Source organism: Dactylosporangium sp. NPDC051087 (assembly GCF_055586325.1).
The window spans coordinates 1-17,199 of sequence record NZ_JBVJIJ010000005.1 but is presented as its reverse complement, the minus strand read 5'-3'; the positions used below and the strand labels follow the sequence as shown (position 1 = coordinate 17,199).

At 71.4% G+C, this 17,199-nt stretch carries 15 protein-coding genes; 9 read left to right on the top strand and 6 right to left on the bottom strand.

What is annotated here, in order from left to right; genetic code table 11:
* Positions 1-18: 18 nt before the first annotated feature.
* The 6 genes from efeB (at position 19) to ACZ6TV_RS11195 (ending at position 7,463) form a co-directional block, all read left to right on the top strand.
* The gene (gene efeB / locus ACZ6TV_RS11220) at positions 19-1,278 is read left to right on the top strand and encodes an iron uptake transporter deferrochelatase/peroxidase subunit (protein WP_465297026.1); all 1,260 of its coding nucleotides are present in this window, start codon (positions 19-21) and stop codon (positions 1,276-1,278) included.
* A 285-nt stretch (positions 1,279-1,563) separates the two neighbouring features.
* On the top strand, positions 1,564-3,321 hold the full coding sequence (locus ACZ6TV_RS11215; protein WP_465297025.1) for an ABC transporter family substrate-binding protein: 1,758 nt from the start codon (positions 1,564-1,566) through the stop codon (positions 3,319-3,321).
* 78 nt (positions 3,322-3,399) lie between these two features.
* Positions 3,400-4,386 (top strand): ABC transporter permease, encoded by a 987-nt coding sequence (locus tag ACZ6TV_RS11210; protein WP_465297024.1) that lies wholly within the window; start codon positions 3,400-3,402, stop codon positions 4,384-4,386.
* Positions 4,379-5,290 carry an ABC transporter permease gene (locus ACZ6TV_RS11205; RefSeq protein WP_465297023.1) on the top strand — a complete coding sequence of 304 codons (912 nt, stop codon included), beginning with the start codon at positions 4,379-4,381 and terminating at the stop codon, positions 5,288-5,290. The genes ACZ6TV_RS11210 and ACZ6TV_RS11205 overlap by 8 nt, the downstream gene beginning before the upstream one ends.
* Complete coding sequence (locus ACZ6TV_RS11200; RefSeq protein ID WP_465297022.1) at positions 5,287-6,408, top strand: ABC transporter ATP-binding protein; 1,122 nt, start codon at positions 5,287-5,289, stop codon at positions 6,406-6,408. The genes ACZ6TV_RS11205 and ACZ6TV_RS11200 overlap by 4 nt, the downstream gene beginning before the upstream one ends.
* A complete protein-coding gene (locus ACZ6TV_RS11195; protein ID WP_465297021.1) occupies positions 6,405-7,463 on the top strand; it encodes an ABC transporter ATP-binding protein in 1,059 nt (352 codons plus the stop codon). Before ACZ6TV_RS11200 ends, ACZ6TV_RS11195 begins: the two co-directional genes overlap by 4 nt.
* A 23-nt stretch (positions 7,464-7,486) precedes the next feature.
* On the opposite strand, the gene ACZ6TV_RS11190 is transcribed toward ACZ6TV_RS11195, so the two are convergent.
* Complete coding sequence (locus tag ACZ6TV_RS11190) at positions 7,487-8,443, bottom strand: RDD family protein (RefSeq protein WP_465297020.1); 957 nt, start codon at positions 8,441-8,443, stop codon at positions 7,487-7,489.
* An 82-nt stretch (positions 8,444-8,525) separates the two neighbouring features.
* On the opposite strand from ACZ6TV_RS11190, the gene ACZ6TV_RS11185 reads away from it, so the two are divergent.
* On the top strand, positions 8,526-9,521 hold the full coding sequence (locus ACZ6TV_RS11185; protein ID WP_465297019.1) for a stage II sporulation protein M: 996 nt from the start codon (positions 8,526-8,528) through the stop codon (positions 9,519-9,521).
* Positions 9,522-9,612: 91 nt separating this feature from the next.
* Here ACZ6TV_RS11185 and ACZ6TV_RS11180 read toward each other — a convergent pair whose 3' ends face one another.
* Genes ACZ6TV_RS11180 through ACZ6TV_RS11160 form a run of 5 tightly spaced genes read right to left on the bottom strand, consistent with a single transcriptional unit; the run spans position 9,613 to position 14,753 of the window.
* Positions 9,613-10,956, bottom strand: coding sequence for a DUF58 domain-containing protein (locus ACZ6TV_RS11180; RefSeq protein ID WP_465297331.1), 1,344 nt, complete (start codon positions 10,954-10,956; stop codon positions 9,613-9,615).
* A gap of 40 nt (positions 10,957-10,996) precedes the next feature.
* A complete protein-coding gene (locus ACZ6TV_RS11175; RefSeq protein WP_465297018.1) occupies positions 10,997-11,995 on the bottom strand; it encodes an AAA family ATPase in 999 nt (332 codons plus the stop codon).
* A gap of 12 nt (positions 11,996-12,007) precedes the next feature.
* Complete coding sequence (locus ACZ6TV_RS11170) at positions 12,008-13,348, bottom strand: DUF4350 domain-containing protein (protein WP_465297017.1); 1,341 nt, start codon at positions 13,346-13,348, stop codon at positions 12,008-12,010.
* Positions 13,345-13,920: a DUF4129 domain-containing protein gene (locus ACZ6TV_RS11165; RefSeq protein ID WP_465297016.1), complete on the bottom strand. Its 576-nt coding sequence runs from the start codon at positions 13,918-13,920 to the stop codon at positions 13,345-13,347. The genes ACZ6TV_RS11170 and ACZ6TV_RS11165 overlap by 4 nt, the downstream gene beginning before the upstream one ends.
* Positions 13,917-14,753 carry a hypothetical protein gene (locus tag ACZ6TV_RS11160; protein WP_465297015.1) on the bottom strand — a complete coding sequence of 279 codons (837 nt, stop codon included), beginning with the start codon at positions 14,751-14,753 and terminating at the stop codon, positions 13,917-13,919. Before ACZ6TV_RS11160 ends, ACZ6TV_RS11165 begins: the two co-directional genes overlap by 4 nt.
* Positions 14,754-14,900: 147 nt before the next feature.
* On the opposite strand from ACZ6TV_RS11160, the gene mtrA reads away from it, so the two are divergent.
* Entirely contained in the window at positions 14,901-15,590 is a 690-nt protein-coding gene (mtrA, locus tag ACZ6TV_RS11155; RefSeq protein WP_033364613.1) for an MtrAB system response regulator MtrA, read from the top strand.
* Positions 15,591-15,670: 80 nt separating this feature from the next.
* Positions 15,671-17,199 (top strand): MtrAB system histidine kinase MtrB (gene mtrB / locus ACZ6TV_RS11150; RefSeq protein ID WP_465297330.1); only part of this gene is annotated, 1,529 nt, incomplete at its 3' end.

Genomic DNA, 17,199 nt, shown 5'->3' with positions numbered 1-17,199 from the left:
CAGAGAGAAGGACGAGCGATGGATCGCCGCAAGATGCTCGGGCTCACCGGCGCGGGTGTCGTCGGCGCCGCGGCCGGGGGCGTGGCAGGCATGACGCTGATCGACGGCGCCACGCATCCCGCCCTGGCCGCGGACGCGGGCGCGGCGATCCCGTTCTACGGCGAGCACCAGGCCGGCATCGTCACGCCGGCCCAGGACCGCCTGCACTTCGTCGCCTTCGACGTCATCACGAACAAGAAGGCGGAGCTCGTCGAGCTGCTGGAGAAGTGGACCATGGCGGCCGCGCGGATGACCGCCGGCCGCGACGCCGGCAGCATCGGCGCGGTCGGCGGCGCCCCGGAGGCCGCCCCCGACGACACGGGCGAGGCGATCGGCCTGCCGCCGTCCGGCCTCACGCTCACGATCGGGTTCGGGCCGACGCTGTTTCGCACCGCCGACGGCAAGGACCGCTTCGGCATCGCCGACCGGCGGCCCGCGGCGCTCGCCGACCTGCCCCGCTTCGCCAAGGACACGCTCAAGCCGGAGATCTCCGGCGGTGACATCTGCGTCCAGGCGTGCGCGCACGACCCGCAGGTCGCCGTCCACGCGGTGCGCAACCTCGCCCGTATCGGCTTCGGGGTGGTCAGCGTGCGTTGGACGCAGCTGGGCTTCGGGCGGACGTCCTCGACGTCCCGCGGGCAGGTCACCGCGCGGAACCTGTTCGGCTTCAAGGACGGCACCGCCAACCTGAAGGCCGAGGACACCCAGCTGCTGCAGGAGCAGCTGTGGGTGCAGCCGGGTGACGGCGCGGAGTGGATGACCGGCGGCTCGTACGTCGTCACCCGCAAGATCCGTATGCTCATCGAGACGTGGGACCGCACCTCGCTCGGCGAGCAGGAGGCGATCATCGGGCGGAACAAGGGTGAGGGGGCGCCGCTCGGCGGGGCGAAGGAGTTCGACGAGCCGCGGTTCGCCGCGACCGGCGCCGACGGTGCGCCGCTCATCGCCGCGGACGCGCACGTGCGCCTGTCGCACCCGGACGCCAACGACGGCGCGCGGCTGCTGCGCCGCGGATACAACTTCGTCGACGGGTCGGACGGGCTCGGCCGGCTCGACGCCGGGCTGTTCTTCATCGCGTACCAGCGCGACCCGCGCCGCCAGTTCGTGCCCGTGCAGACCCGGCTCGCGCGCCAGGACAGCCTCAACGAGTACATCCGCCATGTGTCAAGTGGTTTGTTCGCCTGCCCTCCGGGCATCCGTGCCGCTGACGACCACTGGGGTCGGGCGCTCTTCGCGTAGATTCGACACATTTGAAGGCGTGTTTCTCGGATATTTCGGGCGCGAGTCAGCAAGATCTACTTTCACCATCTGTAACTTCAGGGCTTCGGAACGTCCATTTCATCGAGCAAATGGTCTGTCAACAGTCCGCATAACGGGACAGTTACGAATCTCTACATCCTCTATGCAGGTAGCCCAGCGCGTCGTTTCCTTTAGGCACCACAACGCAGCCTGGTTGGCCCACGGTCGTGCCCGCGACCGCGGACTCCATCGTGGCCAGGGCTGTTGTTCCTGACTGGAGGAGACATGCGCACGAGATCGAAGGGGCTCACCAGCCTCATTGCGGTCACGGCGGCTTCGCTGCTCACGTTGACCGCCTGCGGTGGCGGGAGTGAGAGCAACAAGGAGACGCCGACGTCCAACGCCGGCTACGCCGACTGCGAGAAGAGCCCGAACACCTGCAACAGCGGCAACACCAAGCCGGGCGGTGAATACATCTTCGGCCTCGAGCAGAGCTTCACCAGCTGGAACATCAACACCGAAGAGGGCAACACGCTCGTCGCGTCGCAGGCCCTGTCGGGTGTCCTCCCGCAGGTCTTCAAGTCCGACCCGGGCGGCACGCTGCAGCTCAACACCGACCTGATGGTCTCGGCCGAGCTCACCAACCAGAACCCGCAGACCGTGGTCTACAAGATCAAGTCTGACGCGGTCTGGAGCGACGGCACCGCCATCAGCGCCGACGACTTCATCATGGGCTGGAAGTGGAACTCCGGTAAGAAGGAGCACTGCACGGAGTGCACGCCGGCCAGCACGTCCGGCTGGGACATCGTCAAGAGCGTCGTCGGCTCCGACAACGGCAAGACCGTGACCCTCACCTTCGAGGACGGCAAGACCTACGCCGACTGGAAGGGCAACTACTCCACCGACGGTCTCTACCCGTCGCACCTCGCGACCAAGCAGGGCTTCGACCTCAGCAAGCCCGAGGGCATCAACAGCGCCTCCAACTGGTTCAGCGAGACCGTGCCCACCTGGTCCGGCGGCCCGCTCATCATCGACGCCTTCAACAAGGACCAGTCGCTGGTGCTGAAGAAGAACGACAAGTGGTACGGCAAGGTCAAGCCGTCCCTGGACAAGGTCATCTTCAAGTTCATCATCGACCAGGGCAGCGTCATCCCGGCCCTGAAGAACAAGGAGATCACCGGCATGTCCCCGCAGCCGAACGCTGCGCTGGTGAACGGTGCCGCTGAGACCCCGGGCGTGATCTACCGCATCGGTCACGGGTACCAGTGGGAGCACATCGACCTCAACCTGAAGAACAAGTACCTGGCCGACACCGCGCTGCGCCAGGCCATCTTCACCGCCATCAACGTCAAGTCGGTCATCGACAAGACCTACGGCGTGTTCGACAAGGCCGCGAAGCCGCTCGGCAGCCACAACTTCTTCCCCGGCGACCCGAACTACAAGGACGTCGTGACCCCGACGGGCCAGGGCTCCGGTGACATCGAGAAGGCCAAGAAGATCCTGACCGACGCCGGTTACAAGATCGAGGGCGGCAAGCTCATCACCAAGGCCGGCGAGCCCGTCCCGGCGCTGCGCTTCCGGCACACCAAGGGCAACCAGCTGCGTGCCACCACCGCCGAGCTGGTCCAGGCGGCGCTGAAGAACATCGGTGTCGAGATCAAGATCGAGGTCACCGAGACGCTGGGCAAGACGCTCTCGACCGCCGACTACGACATGATCATCTTCGCCTGGGTCGGCAGCCCGCTCTACCAGGGCTCGGCCGAGCAGAACTGGGTCACCGGCAACGGCGGCAACTACGGCAGCTACTCCAACGCCGAGGTCGACAAGCTGACCAACGAGGGTGCCCGTTCGCTGGACCCGAAGAAGGCCGCTGACCTGATCAACCAGGGCAACGAGATCGTGGCGAAGGACGCCTATGTCCTCCCGATCGCGCAGAAGCCGACGCTGACGTTCACGTACTCGGACTACGTCAACATCCGCGACAACGCGACGCAGTGGAGCCCGACGTACAACATCCAGGAGTGGGGCCAGAAAGCGGCCTGACGCACCGGATCTACGGGGACCCCGGACGCCGCGCGCGTCCGGGGTCCTCCCGCACCTGCCAATAAGCGGAGGAAACTCATGATCGCCTATGCGGTGCGCCGGCTCCTGATCGGAATTCCGGTGCTCATAGCCGCCTCGATATTCGTGTTCGTCATTGCCTCGTTCTCAGGCAACCCCATCGACGACATGGAAGCGCGGAACCCACCGGTCCCGCTCGAGACCAGACAGCTCGAGGCCAAACGGCTCGGGCTCGACAAGTCCCTTCCGGAGCGGTACGTCAACTGGCTGGGCAACCTCGTCCTGCACGGCGACTTCGGGCAGTCCACCGAGAAGTCCCTGCACATCGGCGAGCAGCTCGGTGACCGGCTGTGGGTCACGCTGCGGCTGGTCTTCGTGGCCATGCTGCTGGCGGTCCTCCTCGCCGTGATCTCCGGCGTGCTGAGCGCCGTCAGGCAATACAGCAAAGTGGACTACGGGTTCACCTTCGTCGGCTTCCTCGCGCTGTCGATCCCGTCGTTCTGGCTCGCGCTGCTGCTCAAGGAGGCCGGCGTCGCGTACAACCAGAGCACCGGCTCGCAGGTCTTCTACACACTCGGCGACCAGGACTACAACCACGACACCTTCGACACGTGGGGCAAGATCACCGACATCGCGGGCCATATGGTGCTACCCACCATCTCGCTGACGCTGATCACGTACGCGGCCTGGAGCCGGTACCAGCGCAGCGCGATGCTGGAGGTCCTCAACAGCGACTACGTGCGGCTGGCCCGGTCCAAGGGGCTGCGCAGCCGGCAGGTCATGATCCGGCACGCCCTGCGCACCGCGCTGATCCCCCTCGCCACCATCACGGCCGTCGACATCGGCGGGATCTTCGGCGGCGCGGTGATCACCGAGACCGTCTTCAACTGGTCCGGCATGGGGACCTACCTGCTGGAATCCGTCACCCGGCGGGACGTCAACTCACTGCTCGGCTGGCTGCTCGTCTCCGGCATCGTGGTGATCGTCTTCAACATCATCGCCGACCTGCTCTACGCCGTGCTGGACCCGAGGATCCGCTATGAGTAACTCACTGGTCACCAAGGCTCCCGAGGCCGCCCCCGTCCTCACCACCCGCCAGCGCAGCCAGGCGGAGCTGGTCCTGCGCCGCTTCCTGCGGCACAAGCTCGCCGTCGGCAGCCTCGTGCTGTTCCTGATCATCGTCCTGTTCGCGTTCGTCGGCCCGATGTTCTGGAAGTACGACTACTCCTACATCGACGGGCCGAGCTTCTCCCCGCCGTCCGCGGAGTACCCCCTCGGCACCGACCAGGCCGGCCACGACCTGCTCGGGCAGAGCATGCGCGGCACCCAGCAGTCGCTGAAGATCTCGCTGCTCGTCGCGCTGATCGCCACCACCTTCGGCGCGCTGTGGGGCGCGATCGCCGGCTTCTACCGCGGCTGGGCCGACGGCCTGCTCATGCGGCTCGCCGACGTGGTGCTCACGCTGCCGAGCATCGCCATCGCCGTGACGCTGTCGGTCAACATCTCCGGCGGCGCCAGCTGGTGGGGCCTCGCCTTGGTGCTGTCGTTCCTCGCCTGGGCCGGCATCTCCCGGGTCGTCCGCGGCGTCGTGCTCTCCCTGCGCGAGCAGGAGTTCGTCGAGGCGGCCAAGGCGATGGGCGCCAGCGACATGCGCATCATCGTGCGGCACCTGCTGCCCAATGCGCTCGGCTCGATCATCGTGGCGGCGACCGTCACGATCGCGACCACGATCCTGGCCGAGACCGCGCTGTCCTTCATCGGCTTCGGCGTGCAGCGCCCGGACACCTCCCTGGGCCTGCTCATCAACGACGCCAAGCTCTCCGTGCAGGACCAGCCGTGGCTGTTCTACTTCCCCGGCCTGTTCATCATCCTCATCGCGCTGACCGTCAACTTCATCGGTGACGGCCTGCGCGACGCGTTCGACCCCCGACAGACACTGGTGCGCCGATGACCTCCATCGAACTGAACACCCGCCCCACCGCGACCGACACCGTCCTGGAGGTGGACAACCTCAGCGTCTCGTTCCCCACCGAGGACGGCCTCGTCAAGGCGGTCCGCGGGGTGTCGTACTCGCTGCGGCGCGGCGAGACGCTCGGCATCGTCGGCGAGTCGGGCTCCGGCAAGTCGGTCACGTCGCTCGCGCTCATGGGCCTGCTGCCCGCCTCCGCGAAGATCACCGGCTCGGCCCGCTTCCGCGGCGAGGAGCTGCTGGGCAAGAACGACCGCGAGATGAGCAAGATCCGCGGCAAGAACCTGGCGATGATCTTCCAGGACCCGCTGACCTCGCTCAACCCGGTGTACAGCATCGGCAAGCAGATCGCCGAGGCCGTCCTGGTGCACCACGACGTCAGCAAGCGCACCGCCTGGGACCGGGCGGTGGAGCTGCTGAAGGTCGTCGGCATCCCGTTCCCGGAGCAGCGGGTCAACAACTACCCGCACGAGATGTCCGGCGGTATGCGCCAGCGGGTCGTCATCGCCATCGCCATGGCCAACAACCCCGAGGTGATGATCGCCGACGAGCCGACGACCGCGCTCGACGTCACCGTCCAGGCGCAGGTCCTGGAGGCCCTCGAAGCCGCCCGCACGGAGATCGGCGCCGCGCTCGTGCTGATCACGCACGACCTGGGCGTCATCGCCGGGCACGCCGACCGGGTCTGCGTCATGTACGCCGGCAAGCTCGTCGAGTCGGGCACCGTCGACGACATCTTCTACCGGCCGCGGATGCCCTACGCCCTCGGCCTGCTCGGCAGCCTGCCCCGCGTCGACGAGGGCCGCGACGCCCGGCTCACCCCGATCGTCGGGACGCCGCCGTCGCTGCTCAACCTGCCGCCGGGCTGCCCGTTCCGGCCCCGCTGCCCCATGGCCCAGGACATCTGCGACGAGGTCGAGCCCGACCTGACCGCGGTCGAGGCCGGTGGCCAGCACATCGCCGCCTGCCACTTCAGCAACCAGCTCGTCGACACGCAGGCCACCGACGTCTTCGCGGTGACCTCGATCGACGTCGACACCGAAGAGGTCGCGGTCGCCGACACGGAGCTTGCCGCCGACACGCCCGAGGAAACCCCATGACGACGATCGACACCACGAAGCCGGCCGCCACAGGGACGGTCATCTCCGCGCGCAACCTGGTCAAGCACTTCCCGGTCCGCTCGCGGGGTATCCTGCGCCGGCGGGTCGGCGAGGTGCACGCCGTCTGCGACGTCTCCTTCGACATCGGCGCCACCGAGACCCTCGGCCTCGTCGGCGAGTCGGGGTGCGGCAAGTCGACGACGGCCCGGCTGCTGCTCAACCTCATCAAGCCGACCAGCGGCGAGATCCACTACAAGGGCAAGGACCTGGCGCAGCTGTCCCGGTCGCAGATGCGGCCGCTGCGCCGCGACCTGCAGATCGTGTTCCAGGACCCGTTCGCGTCGCTCGACCCGCGCATGACCGTCTTCGAGATCATCGCCGAGCCGTTGCGGATCCACGGCCTGTTCGCGGGCGGCCGGGGCGCCGACAGCGGCGCGGCGAAAGTGCGCGAGCTGATGTCGACGGTCGGGCTCAACTCCGAGCACGGCAACCGCTACCCGCACGAGTTCTCCGGCGGTCAGCGCCAGCGCATCGGCATCGCCCGGGCCCTGGCGCTGCGGCCGAAGGTGCTGGTCCTCGACGAGCCGGTGTCGGCGCTGGACGTGTCCATCCAGGCCGGCGTCATCAACCTGCTCGAGGACCTGCAGCACGAGCTGGGGCTGTCCTACCTGTTCGTCTCGCACGACCTGTCCGTGGTCCGGCACATCGCGCACCGCGTCGCGGTGATGTACCTGGGCCGCATCGTGGAGACGGCGACCGTCGAGGACCTCTTCACGAAGGCGTCGCACCCCTACACGCAGGCGCTGATCTCGGCGATCCCGCTGCCCGACCCGCGCAAGGAGCGGGTCCGCAAGCGGATCCTGCTCACCGGCGACGTGCCGAGCCCGGTCAACCCGCCCAGCGGCTGCCGGTTCCGGACCCGGTGCCCGAAGTTCGCGGCCGACCTCAGCGAGGGCGAGCGCGAGCTGTGCAAGAACGAGGTCCCGGCGCTGACCGACCGCGGTCAGGGGCACCGCAGCGCGTGCCACTACGCCGAGGCGGTCAAGCTGGTCTGACGCCCGGTCTGCGTCTCGCGGTGTCAGTACGGCACCGCGGGGCGCAGCGGGTCGTGGGGGGACTGCCGCTCGAACGGCCCGGTCAACTGCGGCCCGGCGGCCGCGGGCAGGTCCGGCCACACGCTCGCCGCCGCCGTCCGCGCCTTGACCAGCTGGGCGGTCGCCCTGCGGTTGCGCTCGGCGATGACGGCGGCCAGATACGCCCAGCCCGGCGCCTCCGGCGGCGGTGGCGGGGTCGTGCACTTCGCGACCTCGCGGGCCAGGGCCCGGCCGAGCGCCGTGCGGGACGGCTCGGTGATCTCCCGGTTGCGGGCGAGGAAGTGCCGGACCGCCAGAGCCAGGCTGTCGTCGAGGCCGGTCAGGTCGAGCCGGGTCGCCCAGGAGCGCAGCGGCGGCGGCATCGCCGGCACCCAGCCCCAGCTCGCCGGGGTCCGCTCGTGGATGACGATCGTGCCGGCGGCCCAGTCGCCGAGGCGCTTGCCGTCGCGGCCGATCAGCATGGTGCTGAGGCTCGCGACCCAGGTCGCCACCGGCAGCAGCAGGCCGGGCCACTCCAGGGCCAGGCCGAGCAGCGCCCGGGTGAACGCGTGCCGGAAGCGGACGGGACCGCCGTCGTCACGGACCACGCGCAGCCCCATCGCGGCCTTGCCGGGGGTGCGGCCGCGCAGGACGGTCTCGAAGAACGCCGGATAGCCCAGCGCCGTGACCACCAGCATGACGGTGAAGATGGCCTGGCCGAGCCCGTCGTCGAAGAGCCCGGCGGACATCGCCGCGCGGCGGACGAACGACGCCAGCATGAACAGCACCATGAACAGCAGGACCTGCCCGAACATGTCGATGATGAGGGCGACCGCCCGCGAACCGAGCCGGGCGACCCGCACGTCGAGCTCGACGGCCTCACCGCTGACGAGACGGTCTCCCGGGCCGTCCTGGACCATGGCGGCGCCCGGGGGCTGTCGCGAGGGCGTGGCGGTGCTCATGGGGCACAGTGTCCTACAGGGATGCCGCCCCGGTGCACCCGCGCGGGGCCCCGGCAGGGCACCGGGCGTCTACGCTGCCGTCGTGGACCTGGACGCGTACGTCGCCGAGCACTCCGCCGAGTGGCGGCGGCTGGACCAGCTGACCCGCCGCCGGCGGGTGACGGCCGCGGAGGCCGACGAGCTGGTCGCGCTCTACCAGCGCGCCGCCACGCACCTGTCGGTCGTGCGCAGCCGGTCGCCCGACCCGGCGCTGGTCGCCCGCCTGTCCGGGCTGGTCCTGGCGGCCCGCAACGCGATCACCGGCGCGCCCGCGTTCTCCTGGTCGACCGTGGGCCGGTTCTTCACGGCGACCTTCCCGCTGGCCGTCTACCGGGCCTGGCCGTGGTGGTCGGCCGTGGCGACGTCGTTCAGCGTCCTCACGTTCGCGATCATGGCCTACGTCGTGGCCCATCCCGAGGTCGCGAACCTGTTCATGGACGACGCGGCGATCACGAACATGGTCCAGAGCGACTTCGTCGGCTACTACAGCGAGTTCCAGTCGCAGAACTCGACGCTGCGCGTCTGGACCAACAACGCGGTGCTGACCGCGGAGTTTCTGGCCGGTGGCGTGCTGCTCATGCCGGTGCTGGTCGTGCTGTTCTACAACGCGTTCAACGTCGGCCTGTCCGGCGGCGTGATGATCGCCTACGGCCGCGGCGACGACTTCTTCGGCATGATCATCCCGCACGGCATGCTGGAGCTGACCGCGGTCTTCGTCGGCGCCGGCGTCGGGCTGCGGATCGGCTGGGCGTGGATCGCGCCCGGTCCGCTGCGCACCCGCGGCAGGGCGCTGGTGGAGGCGGCCCGGGAGGGGATGCTGGTCGCCCTCGGTCTCGTGGTGGTGCTGCTGGTCAGCGGCCTGCTGGAGGGCTATCTCACGCCGTCGTCGCTGCCGATGCTGCTCAAGGACCTGATCGGCGTCGTCGTGTGGGTGGCGTTCCTCGTGTACGTGGTGGTCCTCGGCCGGGCGGCGGAACGCGCCGGCGTGTCGACGGACCTGCCGGAGGAGCTCACGGAGGCGCGGGTCCCCGTCGCCTAAGACGTGTTTGGTCAGTGAGGTCGGAGCGAGGCGAGGTTCCAGGCGGCGTCTGGGCCCGCCGCAGCCCGGCATCCACTGACCAAACACGCCTTTAGAGCCTGCCGCTGGTCTTGAGCGCGAGGTAGTGGTCGGTGACCTTGGACGCGAACACGTCGGCCGGGGCGTCGACGACCTCCACGCCGTGCCGGCGCAGCACGGCGCTGACCCGCTCCCGCTCGGCGAGCGTCCGCTGGGCGGAGGCGGCCGCGTAGACCTCGGCCGGGCCCGCGCCCGGGCCGAGCTGCGCCATCCGGCTCAGCTCGGGGTCGTGCACCGCGGCGACGACGACCCTGTGCCTGGCGGCGAGCTGCGGCAGGACCGGCAGCAGGCCGTCGCCGAGCGCGCCGGGCTCCAGCGCGGTGAACAGCACCACGAGGGCCCGCTTCCGCTCGCGGCGCAGGACCTCGCCGGCGACGAGGCCGAAGTCGGTCTCGACCAGCGCCGGCTGGAGCGGGGCCATGGCGGTGACGAGACGCCATAGCAGGGTGCTCTTGTCGACGTTGGTCACCGACGCGCGGACCGCGGTGTCCACGGCGAGCAGGTCGACCCGGTCGTCCGCGCGGGCGGCGACGGAGGCGAGCAGCAGCGCGGCGTCCATGGCGGCGTCGAGCCGCGGCTCGTCGCCGATGCGGGCGGCCGACGTCCGGCCCGTGTCCAGGACGCAGACGAGCCGCCGGTCGCGCTCCGGCCGCCAGGTGCGCACGACCACGTCGGAGCGGCGGGCGCTGCCGCGCCAGTCGATCGAGCGCACGTCGTCGCCGATCACGTACTCGCGCAGCGTGTCGAACTCGGTGCCCTGGCCGCGCCCCCGGGTCACCACCGCCCCGTCCAGGACCCGCAGCCTGGCGACCTTCTCCGGCAGGAACCGCCGCGACGCGAATGCCGGGTAGACCCGTAGGCGCCACGACGGGGTCATGGCGTCCGCGGTGTGGCGGCGGGTCTGCCGGTACGCGAGCCGCAACGGACCGTAGGAGCGCAGCGTCACCCGGACGGCGGGCCGGTCGCCGCGCCGGGTCGGGGTCAGCGTCGTCGTGAGCCTGACCGCCCGCCCCGGCTCGATCCTGACGTCCTGCTCGGTGGGGAAGGCGCCGGCGGACGGCACCCACGCGTCCCGGACCCGTCCGTCGAACGGCCGGTCGGAGCCGTTGCGGACGGTCAGCTCGATGGTGCCCGAGTCGCCGAGCCACAGCGAGCTCTTCCCGGAGCGGGACAGCGTGATCGCCTTCGGCGGCGCCGCGGCGAGCGCGTCCGCGACGCACCCGGCGGCGACGGTGATGAGCAGGACCGCCGCGCCGAGCCACAGCCCGGCGCGGCCGAGCTGGTCACCGGCGGCGACACCGGCGAGGGCGAGCAGGACCGTGCCACCGACGACGACCGCCGCCGGCCGCCAGGTGATCACGCGCGCGCTCCCTCGGCGGCGCCCATGTCCGCAGGGGTCATCGGGGCGCCGGCACGGTCGCCAGGACCGAGTCGAGCACGGCGTCGGCGGTGACGCCCTCCAGCTCCGCCTCGGCCCGCAGCCGCACCCGGTGCCGCAGCGTCGGCCGGGCGAGGGCCTTCACGTCGTCCGGGGTGACGTAGTCGCGGCCGGTCAGCCACGCCCAGGCCTTCGACGCGGCGAGCAGTGCCGTCGCGCCGCGCGGCGAGGCGCCGAGCTCCAGCGACGGCGACACCCGGGTCGCGCGGCACAGGTCGACCACATAGGCGAGGACCCCGTCGGCGACCGCGACCCGCTGCACCGCGGCGCGCCCGGCGGCGAGGTCGGCCGCGGTCGCGACGGCGGTGACCCCGGCGTCCCGCAGCCGCCGCGGGTCGAAGCCCCGGTGGTGGGCGCGGAGCACCCCGAGCTCCTCCTCGCGGGTCGGCAGCGGCACGGTCAGCTTCAGCAGGAACCGGTCGAGCTGCGCCTCCGGCAACGGGTAGGTGCCCTCGTACTCGATCGGGTTCTGCGTCGCGGCGACGAGGAACGGGTCCGGCAGGAGGCGGGCCCGGCCCTCGACGGACACCTGCCGCTCCTCCATGACCTCCAGCAGCGACGCCTGGGTCTTCGGCGGGGTCCGGTTGATCTCGTCGGCGAGCAGCAGGTTGGTGAAGACCGGCCCCTCCCGGAACTCGAACTCGGCGGTGCGCGCGTCGAAGACCAGCGACCCGGTGACGTCGCCGGGCATCAGGTCGGGCGTGAACTGGACGCGTTTCGTGTCCAGGTCCAGCGCCGCGGCGATGGTGCGCACGAGCAGCGTCTTCGCCACGCCCGGCACCCCTTCCAGCAGGACGTGCCCGCGGGCCAGGAGGGCGATCACCATACCGGACACCACGGCGTCCTGACCGACGACGACCTTGCCGACCTCGGCGCGCAACCGGCCGAGCGCGTCACGGGCCTGCCGCGGGTCGCCGACCGGCCCGGGTTTTGCCAGCGGGATGGCGGTGTCGGTCACCGTCGGGCTCCTTTACGAGAAATCGGGTTGTTCGGCGACGACGGCCTCGGCGACCGCCTGCGTCAGCGCCTCCAGCCGGACGGCCGTGGCGACCAGCGCCCCGTCGTCCTTGGGCGGGGGACCGAAGAGCGTCTCGTCGACCGCGTCGGAGGGCCAGCCGCTCCACGCGGCGACCGTGGTCACGACCGCCGCCCGGTCGGTGCCGGGCTTTAGGCGCAGCAGCCGGGTCAGCCTGACCGACGCCGCGTCCCGCAGCATCGCCAGGGCTTCGCCGCGGGCCCTGGCCCGATGGTAGAGCCGGCCGCGCCCGGCGACCGTCTCACCGGCGCGGACCACGACCGGCAGCGGCTCGGCGACCGGCCCGCCCAACCGGCGGGCTCTGGCCAGGGCGTACAGCAGGAACGCGACGGCGAGGAGCGCGGCGGCGACGTAGGTCCACGCCGGGAACGCGTTCCACAGCGAGCTCGGCGGCTCGCCGGAGCCGGCGCCCTGCTGCTGCTCGTCGTCCTGCGAGGTGCTGGGGGCGTCGCCGGACCCGGTGGCGGTGCCGCTGGGCAGGTCCTGGTCGGGGGTCGGGCCGGCGGTCGGGCCGGCCGTGGGCGCCCGGGTCGGCGACGGCCCCCCGGAGGCCCGGGCCTGCTCCGGCTGCTTCGGCGGCGCCTCACGGTGGTGCAGGTCGACCCAGACGAGCCGCGGCCTGGTGGTCAGCAGGCCTACGGCGAGCGCCGCGTTGCCGGCCTCGCCGATGCGGTCGTTGCGGAACGGGTCGGCGGAGCCGGCGAGCGTCATGGTGGTGAAGCCCCGGCTGAACACGACCAGCGAGCCGTCGTAGCAGCGGGCGACCTCGTCCTCGGCGGCGGCGTCCACCGGCCCGTAGCGCGTCCGGTGGACCCCGGCCGGGCCGGCCTCGGCCGCCGGCTGGTAGTCGCAGCCCGGGGCGCTCACCGAGCCGGCGAAGGCGCGCCGGCCGACGGTGAGCGGCAGCCGGCCGCGCAGCAGCGTCTGACGGTCCGGCTCGACGGCCACGACCTGGGTCGTGCCCGGCAGCAGCGCGAGCTGCCGCAGGTATTCGGTGTGGACCAGCTGCGGGGTGGTGAGCAGGATCGTGACGTCGCCGCGGTACTGCGGCAGGAACGCGTCGGCGGTGCTGCCGACCCGGGTGACCGTCACGCCGGCGGCGCGCACGCGATCGGCGAGGACGCTCGCGCCGATGTCCGCGGTGCTCGTCGGCGACAGGTACGCGGAGTCCTCCTCGTCGGGCTGTTCCCACTGGTACAGCACCAGCCCGGTGATCAGGACGAGCACCACGACGACCGGTGGGACCACGAGCCGCAGCCAGCGCCGCTGTTTCATGCGTCGACCTCCGCCGCGTACCGCCGCATCAGGGTGTCGTGCTCGGCGGTGGCGGGGACCTGGCCGTACCAGATGTCGGAGAAGATCCCGGTCGCGCCGCGCAGCGCGGGCTCGACCGCCGGCGCCACCGCCGACGCGGCGCGCGCGACCTCGGTGACGGTCATGCCCGGCAGTACCTCGACCTCGCGCCGGTCGGCCAGCCCTCGGACGATCGCCCTGAGCCGCTCGCGGACCGCCTCGGCGTAGCGGCCCTCGGCGGCGAGCCGGTCGGCGAGGGTCGCGAACACCTTGGCGGGCAGGTCGGGCAGCGCGTCGCCGCCCTCCGGCTCGGCGGTCGCCTCGGGTGCGGACGCCTCGGCTGCCCGCTCCGCCGTGTCCGGCTCCGTCTTGTCCTTCCGGCGGCGCCAGGGCAGGCGCAGCCGCAGCCGGGGGAAGCGGCGCGGGACCCAGCGGGGGTAGAGGTAGTGCAGCATGCCGCCGGCGACCGCCAGCACCAGCAGGAGGAACACCAGCAGCGGCAGCCCGATCGCCGAGGACAGTGCTTCGAGGAACTCTGCCCAGTCGCGGGTCACCGCTGCACCGCGCCGAGCACGGCGGTGTGGGCCAGGTCGACGGGGCGGCCGAGCCGGCGGGAGCGGCCGACCGCGATGTCCAGGCCCTCGACCCGCATCCGGGTCTCCAGGTAGAGCACCGCGTCGACGCAGGCGAGCGCGGCGTAGACGACGGTGTTCGCCAGGACCCACACCACCGCGGTCACGATCTGGGTGGCCGTGGACCCGGCCGGCACGAAGACGTCCAGCAGGGCGGCGGTGCCCAGGCCGATGGCCACCCGGATCGCCGCCCAGCCGCCGTAGCCGCCGAGCCGGATCGCCACACCGCGCAGCCCGACCGGCGCCAGGGTCAGCGAGCGTGCCAGCGCCGGCCCGGGGGAGACGCGGTCGACGACGAGCGCGGGCGCCGCCAGGCCGATCGCGCCGAAGAAGTAGATCCAGGGCAGCGCGACGATGGCGCTCGGCAGCAGGATCAGGCCGACGAGCAGCGCCAGGCCGATCAGCGCCGGCGCCCGGCGGGCCCACTGGCGCAGCAGGTCCCGGGCCGGCGCGGCGGTGCCGAGGAGCGCGGGCCCGACGGCCGCGCCGGTCAGCCCGCCGAGCAGCGCCAGCACGACACCCTCGGTGGTCAGGCCGCAGCAGAAGACCAGCCACCACAGCCCGGTGTCCGTGTCGGCGTCGAACAGGTCGGTGGTGCCCTGCACGCCGGCGGCGGAGCGCACCGGGAACAGCACGGCCTGCTCGCACACGGCCAGCACGAACGCGGCGATCAGGAGCAATCGGGCATTCGCCCGCAGCAGCAGCACCGCCGCGTCTAGCAGCTCACCGAACGTGAGCGGACGCAGAGGGATCACAGGGATCACGGGGCCGGACTGCTCCACGCGGACACCGTAGTCGGCGACCGCGAACCGGGCCGCCCTGCCTGCCCGGATGGCCCGAAACTGACCAAGATCGGGCATCGGGTTCCCATCTTCGGGCGTCGAGGTGAAATATTGGACCGCATGAGAGCCCGTGTCCTGGTGGTCGACGACGACCCCGCCCTTGCCGAGATGCTCGGCATCGTCCTGCGCAGCGAAGGCTTCCTCCCGTCCTTCGTCGCGGACGGCGAGCGTGCACTCGGCGCGTTCCGGGACAGTCGGCCCGACATCGTCCTGCTCGACCTGATGCTGCCGGGCATGAGCGGCATCGACGTGTGTCGGTCCATCCGCGCCGAGTCCGGCGTGCCGATCGTGATGCTCACCGCCAAGAGCGACACGGTCGACGTGGTGCTCGGCCTCGAGTCCGGCGCCGACGACTACGTCATGAAGCCGTTCAAGCCCAAGGAGCTGGTCGCGCGCATGCGGGCCCGGCTGCGCCGCGGTGAGGACGTCGCCCCCGAGCTGCTGACCATCGGCCCGCCCGGCAACCAGATCACCATCGACGTGCCGGCGCACACCGTCATGCGCGACGGCGAGGAGGTCAAGCTGACTCCGCTCGAGTTCGACCTGCTGGTGGCCCTGGCTCGCAAGCCGCGCCAGGTGTTCACCCGCGAGGTGCTGCTCGAGCAGGTCTGGGGCTACCGGCACGCCGCCGACACCCGCCTGGTCAACGTGCACGTCCAGCGCCTGCGCGCCAAGATCGAGCCCGACCCGGAGAAGCCGGAGATCATCCTCACCGTCCGCGGTGTGGGCTACAAGGCCGGCACGGGCTGAGCGGTCAGGTCCCACCCGTGGTGCGTATCGACCCGATCGTCGTGCAGGTCCGCCGCTTCAGCCGCTTCCGGCCGAAGCGGCTGATCCCGCACACCGTCAGCCGGCGGCTGCGGCGCTTCTACGCGGCGGCCCGCCGGCAGTGGCGCCGGTCGCTGCAGTTCCGCGTCGTCGGCATCACGCTGCTGCTCTCGGCGATCCTGGTCACCGCCTTCGGCTACACCGTCGCGTCCCTGATCAGCCAGGGCGTGATGCGCACCAAGGTCAACTCGTCGAAGGAGCAGATCGAGCGCGGCGCCGAGGAGGCGGCCAGGGACCTGGAGGGCTACACCCAGGCCGACGACCCCGGGCTGCCCGGCAAGATGCGGATCGTCGCGACGAACCTGTCCAGCTCGATGGACGTGCCCTACTCCGAGGTCATCATCGTGCGGCGCAACTCGACGCGCGGGGAGGCCTCGCCGGACCCCGGCGCGTCGTCGGTGATGCAGCTGGAGTCGATGCGCAAACTTCGCGGGTCGGTCCTCGGCAGCCGGTCCGGGACGTATCAGCAGATCGAGACCCTCGACGTCGGGCAGGGACCGACCCGCTTCCTGGTCCTCGGCACCCCGATCGTCACCGGCGGCGAGCCGCTGGAGCTGTATTACCTGCTGCCGCTGAAGGACGAGAACGATCTGGTCGAGTTCGTCGCGCTGGTGGTGACGGCGACCGGCATCGCGCTCGTGGCGCTGCTCGCGCTGATCGCGGCGACCATGACCCGGCTCGTGGTCATGCCCGTGCGGGTCGCCGCCCGCACCGCCCAGCGCCTGTCCGCCGGCCTGCTCGACCAGCGCATGCAGGTCAAGGGCGAGGACGACCTGGCCCGGCTGGCCGCGGCGTTCAACCAGATGGCGGCCAACCTGCAGCGGCAGATCGTCCGTCTGGAGGAGATGTCGCGCCTGCAGCGGCGCTTCACCTCCGACGTGTCGCACGAGCTGCGCACCCCGCTCACGACGGTTCGGATGGCCGCGGACCTGCTGTTCGCCTCCCGCGACGACTTCGACCCGGCGGCGGCGCGCAGCGCGGAGCTGCTGCAGGCCGAGCTGGACCGCTTCGAGGACCTGCTCACCGACCTGCTGGAGATCAGCAGGTTCGACGCCGGCTTCGCCGCCCTGGACGCCGAGCCGACCGACCTCGCGCCGATCGTCCGCCGGGTCGCCGAGCGGCTCGAGTCGCTCGCCGAGCGCTGCGGCGTACCGTTGCGGGTCGACGCCCCGGAGGACGGCGCGATCGCCGAGGTCGACCCGCGGCGCGTCGAGCGGGTGCTGCGCAACCTGCTCGGCAACGCGATCGAGCACGGCGAGGGCAAGCCCGTGGTGGTGACCCTCGCCATGGACGACGCCGCCGTGGCGGTGACCGTGCGCGACCACGGGGTCGGGCTCAAGACCGGCGAGGAGAAGCTCGTGTTCAACCGCTTCTGGCGGGCCGACCCGTCCAGGGCGAGGCAGACCGGCGGCACCGGGCTCGGGCTGTCGATCAGCCTGGAGGACGCCCGGCTGCACGGCGGCTGGCTGGAGGCCTGGGGCGCGCCCGGCAAGGGCGCCCAGTTCCGCCTGACGCTGCCGGTGCGCTCCGG

Excerpts from the sequence above, each read along its gene's own strand:
- ACZ6TV_RS11190 (WP_465297020.1), bottom strand. The coding sequence starts at position 8,443 with ATGAGCACCGCCACGCCCTCGCGACAGCCCCCGGGCGCCGCCATGGTC.
- ACZ6TV_RS11205 (WP_465297023.1), top strand. The coding sequence starts at position 4,379 with ATGAGTAACTCACTGGTCACCAAGGCTCCCGAGGCCGCCCCCGTCCTC.
- ACZ6TV_RS11210 (WP_465297024.1), top strand. The coding sequence starts at position 3,400 with ATGATCGCCTATGCGGTGCGCCGGCTCCTGATCGGAATTCCGGTGCTC.
- ACZ6TV_RS11195 (WP_465297021.1), top strand. The coding sequence starts at position 6,405 with ATGACGACGATCGACACCACGAAGCCGGCCGCCACAGGGACGGTCATC.
- ACZ6TV_RS11170 (WP_465297017.1), bottom strand. The coding sequence starts at position 13,348 with ATGAAACAGCGGCGCTGGCTGCGGCTCGTGGTCCCACCGGTCGTCGTG.
- mtrA (WP_033364613.1), top strand. The coding sequence starts at position 14,901 with ATGAGAGCCCGTGTCCTGGTGGTCGACGACGACCCCGCCCTTGCCGAG.
- ACZ6TV_RS11215 (WP_465297025.1), top strand. The coding sequence starts at position 1,564 with ATGCGCACGAGATCGAAGGGGCTCACCAGCCTCATTGCGGTCACGGCG.
- efeB (WP_465297026.1), top strand. The coding sequence starts at position 19 with ATGGATCGCCGCAAGATGCTCGGGCTCACCGGCGCGGGTGTCGTCGGC.
- ACZ6TV_RS11200 (WP_465297022.1), top strand. The coding sequence starts at position 5,287 with ATGACCTCCATCGAACTGAACACCCGCCCCACCGCGACCGACACCGTC.